Annotated in this window: 3 protein-coding genes; 2 read left to right on the top strand and 1 reads right to left on the bottom strand. The window is 69.4% G+C overall.

Annotated features, from left to right (window positions below; genetic code table 11):
• Positions 1–637 precede the first annotated feature (637 nt).
• Positions 638–3,700 carry a carboxypeptidase regulatory-like domain-containing protein gene (locus tag ACIRDX_RS19930; protein ID WP_396627187.1) on the top strand — a complete coding sequence of 1,021 codons (3,063 nt, stop codon included), beginning with the start codon at positions 638–640 and terminating at the stop codon, positions 3,698–3,700.
• Between the two features lie 98 nt (positions 3,701–3,798).
• Here ACIRDX_RS19930 and ACIRDX_RS19925 read toward each other — a convergent pair whose 3' ends face one another.
• A complete protein-coding gene (locus ACIRDX_RS19925; RefSeq protein ID WP_396627186.1) occupies positions 3,799–4,191 on the bottom strand; it encodes a hypothetical protein in 393 nt (130 codons plus the stop codon).
• Positions 4,192–4,395: 204 nt separating this feature from the next.
• On the opposite strand from ACIRDX_RS19925, the gene ACIRDX_RS19920 reads away from it, so the two are divergent.
• A complete protein-coding gene (locus ACIRDX_RS19920) occupies positions 4,396–5,604 on the top strand; it encodes an amidohydrolase family protein (protein ID WP_396627185.1) in 1,209 nt (402 codons plus the stop codon).
• The last annotated feature ends 101 nt before the right edge of the window (positions 5,605–5,705 follow it).

Below are 5,705 nucleotides of genomic sequence, written 5' to 3'. Positions count from 1 at the left end.
TCATCCCGGTCACCACGGCCATCGTGCCGCCCGACGACAACGGCATCGGCTGGGCCACGGCCGACGTGTCGCTCGCGCCGCTGTCGGCAGGCGACTACGTGATCCGCGTCGACGTCGAGCACCAGGACGGGCCGCAGCGCACGTTCACCGGCATCAAGATCGTGCCCTGAGGTGGCAATTCGAGATTCGACATTTGAAATTGATGGGCGACGGCCTTCGGCCTGTCGCCTCGGGATGTCGCGCGCGAGCGAAGGCCAAAGGCCGAGCCGCCGGTAATCTGAAATGTCACATTTCAAATTGCCACCACAGTGATCCAGCAAATTGGCGTCACCCACGCCGTACGATCCGGATCGTTGGACGCCAGCGCGCCCATTGCGGCCATGCGTAAGCGTGGCGTGACGCGCTGATTCTCCTCTTCACCATCGGCCACGGGCCCTCCATCCCCACCGCATCCCGCCCGGCCACGGGCGCGTGACGAGCCGTCCCCGACCGGGCCGATCGGGAACCCCGCTTGCTCCCTGTGGTGACCGCGCGTGCAGTGAGGCACGCGTCGACCGTGGTTCGCCTGCGCCGGCGTCGGCGCCCGGCGGGCCCGGTGCGCATCGCGGCCGCGCGCGCGGCCGCAGGAAGGGACGACATGCCTTTCGCGGGACGATTCCTGGCCGCTGCGGCCGCGGTGCTCCTGCTGCTCCCCCACCCGGCCGCCGCGCAGGAGCGGTTCGGCGGGCTGAGCGGCGTGGTGACCGACACGAGCGGCGCGGTGCTTCCGGGCACCACGGTCACCATCACCAACAAGGGCACGGGCGCCGTCCGCGCCACGACCACCAACGGCGAGGGCCTGTACCTGGTCCCCGACCTCGACCCGGGCCGCTATGGGCTCACGGTCGAGCTCTCCGGCTTCGCGAAGGCGGAGTTCGCCGACGTGGCGGTGACGCTCGGCAAGACGATCCGCATCGACGCGCAGCTCAAGGTCGGCGACCTGTCGGAGGTCGTGCAGGTGTCGGGTGCGCCCCAGGACATCGACGTGCGGAGCACGCTCGTGGCGCACAACGTCCGCGAGGAGGAGATCGACAGGCTGCCGAAGGGCCGCAGCTTCCAGTCCATCGCGCTGACCGCACCCTCGGTCAACAGCGGCGAGATCGAGGGCGGCTTCCAGGTCAACGGCGCCAGCGGCGCCGAGAACGCCTTCACCGTCGACGGCGTGGTGACCAACAGCCTGATCGACGGCCGCTCGCGGCAGAACACCGTGTTCGAGTACCTGCAGGAGGTGCAGGTGAAGACGGCGGGCATCGGCGCCGAGTACGGCGGCGCGCTCGGCGGCGTGATCAGCGCGGTGACCAAGTCGGGCGGCAACACGTTCCGCGGCGAGGCGCACTACTACTACGAGGGCTCGCCGCTCGGCGCCGGCCCGGTCAGGCGCCTGGTGCTCGATCCCGCCGACGACCAGACGGTGAGTTACGTGCAGGACGACCGGATGCCCGATCACCGCAACGAGATCGGCGGCTCGCTCGGCGGCCCGATCCTGCGCGACCGGCTGTTCTTCTTCGGCTCGTACTCGCCGCGCTTCGCACGCCGCACCAACGACTACCTGTTCTCCAACGGTACGGAGCCTGGCGCGATCACGCGCACGCAGACCTTCACGCAGGCCTTCGGCAAGCTCACCTACCGCGCCGGGCGCACCACGTCGTCGGCCTCGGTGCTCTTCACGCCGACGACGTCGGAGGGCACGCTCCCGGCCTACAACGGCGCGGCCACCAACGTGCTCACCAGTTCGGCGGCGGCCAACGCCGTGAACCTGACCCGCGGCTTCGAGTCGCGTCAGTTCAACACGACGGGCAACGTCGACGTCGCGCTCACCCCGGGCTCGTTCCTGTCGGTGCGCGGCGGCTACTTCAAGGACGCCTACAACGACACCGGCATCCCGACGACGACCAACTACATCTACCAGACGTCGAGCGTCGGGCTGGCGGGCGTGCCCGGATCGCTGCAGGGCCCGATCGGCACGCAGAACACGCCGCGAGCGCTGATCGTGCAGGACGACACGACCAACCGCGGGTTCGTCAACGCCGACTACAACCATGCGTTCAGCCTCGGCGGCAACCACTCGCTCAAGGGCGGGTTCGGCTGGCAGAAGACGATCAACGACGCCGACCAGGCGTACCCGGGCGGCTACGTGAACATCTTCTGGGACCGCAACTTCAACTTCCAGGGCAACCGCGGACGCGGCACCTACGGGTACTACGAAGTGAACAACCGCGGCGTGCAGGGCGAGGCCGGCGCCGACATCTGGTCGTTCTACGTGCAGGACCAGTGGACGCTGGCCGACCGCCTCACGCTCAACCTCGGCCTGCGTACCGAGCGCGAGACCGTGCCGTCGTTCCGCGACGGCGTCGACGCGATGCAGTTCGGCTTCGGCGACAAGATCGCGCCGCGCCTCGGCGCGAGCTACGACGTCCGGGGCGACGGCCGCTTCAAGGTCTACGGCAGCTGGGGACGCTACTTCGACTGGACCAAGTACGAACTGTCGCGCGGGTCCTACGGCGGCGACACGTGGCAGGTCTACTACCGCGGCCTCGACACGCTCGACATCGGCAGTCTCAACCTGTCGAACATGCCCGGCGCCGACCTGTGGGTCGTCCCCGGCAGCTTCCGCGATCGGCGCGTCCCGAACTTCGACTCGACCGACCCCGACATCAGGCCGATGTACCAGGACAGCACCAGCATCGGCACCGAGTACCAGCTCGGCGCCAACATGTCGATGGGCGTCCACTTCGTGCACAACGCCCTGTCACAGACCATCGAGGACATCGGCGCCGTCGACGCGTCGGGCAACGAGACCTACGTCATCGGCAACCCCGGCCGCGGGCTCGCCACGGTGCAGTTCCCGTCGGGAGCGACGCCGGTGGGCTACGCCGTGCCGATGCCGAAGCGGCAGTACGACGCGCTCGAGTTCACGCTGAACCGGCGCTTTGCCAACAACTACTTCTGGAGCGCGAGCTACGTGTGGAGCCGGCTGTACGGCAACTACTCGGGCCTGGCGGCCAGCGAGGAAGTCAACACACCGACCACCAACGTGAGCTCGGCCACGGCGCAGCAGCAGGGCGGCAGCATCGCGCGTCCGGGCGGCAACGCCAACCGCGCGTGGGACATCGACGAGCTCTTCTGGGACTCGCGCGGCACGCTCGACGTCCTCGGGCGGCTACCCACCGACCGTCCGCACGTCGTGAAGCTGTACGGGAGCTACCTGCTGCCGTTCGGCACGCAGATCGGCGCGTTCTTCTACGCCGGCAGCGGCACGCCGCTGACCACCTACGTGGTGTCGACCAACCAGACGCAGCTGTTCGTCGACGGCCGCGGCGACATGGGCCGCACGCCCGTGCTCTCGCGCACCGACCTGCTCGTCTCGCACGAGATCGGCCTCGGGGCGAGCCGGCGGCTCCGCCTCGAGCTGAACATGCTCAACGTGTTCAACCAGAAGGCCACGCGCCACGTGTTCAACTTCCTGAACCGCGGCGCCGGTGCCCCGCGTCCGTCCTCGGCCATCGACCTGAGCCACGTCGACCTGTCGCAGGGCTACGACTACCGTGCGCTCATCGAGGCCTCGCCTGATGGCCGCAACGCGTACGACCCCCGCTACGGCCAGGCAGACCTGTTCGACCCGGGGACGCAGGGGTTCTTCACGGTGAAGATCCTGTTCTAGGAACGGGCAGCACACAGGTAGGGCGCGGTCTCCGACCGCGCCGTTGTCGATGACGGCGGGGTGGGGACACCCCGCCCTACCTCTGCGCCTGTCGCCGGCTACCGGGCGCGGCGCAGCAGCGCCAGCAGGTCGCGGTGCGCCAGCACTGCGTCCGGCGACTCCTGGATCGCCTGCAGGTAGCGCTGCGCATAGGGCGTGCCCTCGGCATCGGGCGAGGCGAGGGCCCGGACCTGCACGAGGATGGTGTCCTCGTCGGCGTCGGCAGGCTCGGCCAGCATCTCGTCCACCCGCACGATGGCATCCGAGACCAGCCGCAGCCACGCGAACGCCGGGTCGTGCAGCAGCACCTGCAGCAGTTCGGTGGACGCCTGGCGCCCGTGGGCGCGCTCGTACCCACGACGCTCCCAGTCGAGCAACGCGCGATGCAGGCGCACCAGGGCTTCTCGGAGTTCGCGCAAGCGCCGGGCAGCACCGGGGTCGGGGGAGTCCACGGCGCCAGCGTAGCAAGAACCGGGTGCCGGGTACCGGGTACCGGGTACAGGCGACTCTCGAGCTCGGGGCGGCGGCCATGACCACACGCTCGGACCGGGGGATTCGAGGACGGGCACCAACGGCGTCCCCGATTCCCGACTCCCGATTCCCGACTTCCGATTCCCGATTCCCGATTCCCGTCCGCGCGCGATAGAGTGTCGCGCATGTCCAGGATGCGCCCCGCCCTCACCGGTGTCCTCGCCGTGGTCCTCGTCGCCCTCACGATCGGCGTCGTCGCACAACCGCGAGGCGGCGGCCCGCCGTCGGTGCCGCCTGCTGCCGACGGCGAGTGCCCGCCCGGCACGACGGAGGTCCGCAAGGGCCGTTGCCAGAAGCCCGAGTTGCCGCCGCCCAGCATCCTCGACTACCGCCCGCGCTCGACGCTGGTCGCCCCGCAGCACCCGGTGCCCAAGGCGAAGTTCCCGGTGGTCGACATCCACTCGCACACGGGCCCGACCGCCGAGACGATGGCCAGGCTCGTCGGCGAGCTCGACGCGCTCAACATCCGCGTGCTCGTGAACCTGAGTGGCGGGACGAGTCCGGAGGCCATTGCGCAGAAGGTCGCCGTCTACAAGGGCACGCCGCACGAGAGCCGCTTCCGCGTCTTCGCCAACGTCAACTGGGATGGCGCGGGCGCGCCCGGCTGGTCGGAGAAGGCCGTCGCCGATCTCGAGGCCTCCGTGAAGGCCGGGGCCATCGGGCTGAAGATCTTCAAGAATCTCGGCCTCACGGCCAAGGCCGCCAACGGCGGCCGACTGAAGGTCGACGACCCGGCGCTCAACCCCGTGTGGCAGGCCTGCGCACGGCTGAACATCCCGGTGATCATCCACACGGCCGAACCGATGGAGTTCTTCTCGGAGATGGACTACAAGAACGAGCGCTGGCTGGAGCTCGCGCTGTTCCCGAGCCGCCGCAACAACGCCCCCGGCCAGCCGACGTTCGAGGAGCTGCTCGCCGAGCGCGACCGCATGTTCGCGGCCAACCCGAAGACGCGTTACATCGCCGCGCACTTCGGGTACTGGGGCCACGACCTCGCGCGCGCGGCAGCGGCGCTCGACCGCATGCCCAACGTATACCCGGAAGTGTCGGCCGTGCTGTACGAGTTCGGTCGCGCGCCGCGGGCGTCACGCGAGTTCTTCATCAAGTACCAGGACCGCATCCTGTTCGGCAAGGATGCGTACGAGACGAGCGAGTACCCGTACTACTGGCGCGTCTTCGAGACGGGCGACGAGTACTTCGACTACTACCGCGACTACCACGCGTTCTGGAAGCTGTACGGCCTGCAGCTGCCCGACCAGGTGCTGCGGAAGGTGTACTACGCCAACGCGCTGAAGGTGACGCCGGGCCTGCCGCAGACGGGCTGGCCCAAGTAGGCCGCGCGCCCGCGACAGGGCTGCGGGTCAGTCGTCGCCGTCGCGGCGCGCGCGCTTGACCTCGCTGCGGCGCTGCTTGGCGTCGAGCCGACGCTCCTTCG

Origin of the sequence: Luteitalea sp., from assembly GCF_044337415.1 — a bacterium.
Lineage (GTDB): Bacteria > Acidobacteriota > Vicinamibacteria > Vicinamibacterales > Vicinamibacteraceae > Luteitalea.
Note: the sequence above shows the minus strand (reverse complement) of the source record. Positions and strands in the feature narration are given on the sequence as shown.

Coding starts and splice junctions, on each gene's coding strand:
- ACIRDX_RS19920 (WP_396627185.1), top strand. CDS start 4,396: ATGTCCAGGATGCGCCCCGCCCTCACCGGTGTCCTCGCCGTGGTCCTC.
- ACIRDX_RS19930 (WP_396627187.1), top strand. CDS start 638: ATGCCTTTCGCGGGACGATTCCTGGCCGCTGCGGCCGCGGTGCTCCTG.